Source organism: Flavobacterium sp. UGB4466 (genome assembly GCF_903469665.1).
GTDB lineage: Bacteria > Bacteroidota > Bacteroidia > Flavobacteriales > Flavobacteriaceae > Flavobacterium > Flavobacterium lipolyticum.
In genome coordinates this window covers 28,571-30,480 of record NZ_CAGKLC010000060.1, presented here as the reverse complement: position 1 = coordinate 30,480, position 1,910 = coordinate 28,571, and the positions used below count along the sequence as shown (strand labels likewise).

The following is a 1,910-nucleotide window of genomic DNA, read 5'->3' as shown; positions in this document are numbered from 1 at the left end:
CATCTACCGTTTTTAATTGATTAAAATAGCAATGTATCGAAGATAAATTGGGATTCTGGGTTACGTCTAAGTTTGTTAGTTGATTATTAGAACAATTAAGATAGCCTAATCCAGTATTTTTTGAAATATCAATATTTGTTAATTGATTTTTTTGGCAACCTAAGGCCTTTAAATTTAAGTTTTTAGTAACGTCTATAGTCTTCAATAAATTTTCACCGCAGTATACCGTCTCTAATAATTGGTTTTTTGAGACATCTAAAGCTGCCAATTGATTGGTATGACAAGACAAAAGGCCCAAATTAGTATTTGCTGATACATTGAGGGTTTGCAGAAGATTATAATCGCAATTTAAGGTAATTAACTTAGGGTTATTAGAAAAATCTAAAGTGGTCAATTCATTTTTAAGGCAGAATACAATTTCTAACGAGCTGTTTTTACTAATGTCTAGGTTAGTTAATTTGTTTTCGCCACAATCTAAAAGCCTTAAATTTGAATTGTTAGAAACGTCTAAAGTTGTTAATGAATTTCTGTTGCATGTAAATTCGTTCAAGGCAGTATTTTTAGAGATATCTATATTTGACAATTTATTCAATTGGCAGGTTACGATTTCTAATGCCGTATTTTGGGATAAGTTTAAAGTGGTTAATTGATTGTTGAAACAGTCTAATTTTTTCAAGGCGACAAAACCTTCAATTCCCGTCAGACTTGATAAGTTTGACGATGAAACATCTAAAGTTGTTACGGTATTAATCTTTGTAGTTAAAACTTTTCCATCGGCTACCCCTGAATCAATTCCTAGTGAAATTAATCTATTTTCAAAGTTAATATCCGGAATAAGAGTATATAAAGTGGTTGACGGACAATCGTTAGCATAATTTACCAATGCATCTTTTGCGGCACCCCAATAGGCATTTGAGTAAGCGACATTATCAACCTGTATGCAGGCTAAATTTGGATTTCCTTTAAATCTAATGCTTTGCGATGCAATTAATTGGTTTTGTCCATTTTTTAGATTTAAACTTGTCAAAGCCGAATTGTAACAAAGTATTCCAGTTAACGCTGGGTTAGAGGAAAGATCTAATGTCGTAAGTTTTGTGTAGTTAGCACTCAGGACACTTAAAGTTGGAATTTCTGAGACATTAAGCGCTGTAATGTTATTACTGTCTATATTAAAATCATTTAGTTTTGTGTTTTGAGAAACATCAATTTTGGTTAGTTTATTTACACGGCAAATTAATGAACGTAATAAAGGATTATGAGTTACATCTAAACTTGTAAGTTGGTTACTAGAGCAATCAAGAACCGTTAGGTTGATGTTTTTAGAAACATCGAGTGTTTTTAGTTTTCCGTTTCCTCCAGCACTTGCATTACCAGAATCCCCATGACAAATTAGGTGTCTTAGTGCAGTAAAATTCTGTATTCCGGTTAGATCTGTAATGGTTGTATTGGTTCCTAAATCTAATTTTGTTACAGAAGAAACGTTTGAAGTCAAAACTTTTCCGTCAGGAATTCCTGAATCAATCCCTAAAGTAATAAGAGCTTTTTCGAAATTACTGTCAGGAATTAGTGTATACAGATTAGTAGGACATTCGTTTGAATAATTGACAATAGTATCTTTGGCGGCAGACCAGTTTGCAGTAGAGAATACCGCATCATCAACCTGAATACAAGTTAAATCCGGATTTCCTTTAAAGTTTATGCTTTGCGCTGCAATTAATTGGTTTTGTCCATTTTTTAGATTCAAACTTATCAAAGCCGAATTATTACATAGTAATCCAACTAACGCTGGGTTAGAGGAAAGATCTAATGTCATAAGTTTTGTATAGTCAGTATTTAGATAACGTAAAGTTGGAATTTTCGAAATGTCAAGCTGTGTAATATAATTATTGCTGATGTCAAGATTATCCAGT

1 pseudogene is annotated in these 1,910 nt (G+C 32.4%); it reads right to left on the bottom strand.

Features of this window, described 5'->3' with window-relative positions:
- Positions 1–1,910, bottom strand: a pseudogene (locus JO950_RS14520) (hypothetical protein); the annotation flags it as partial.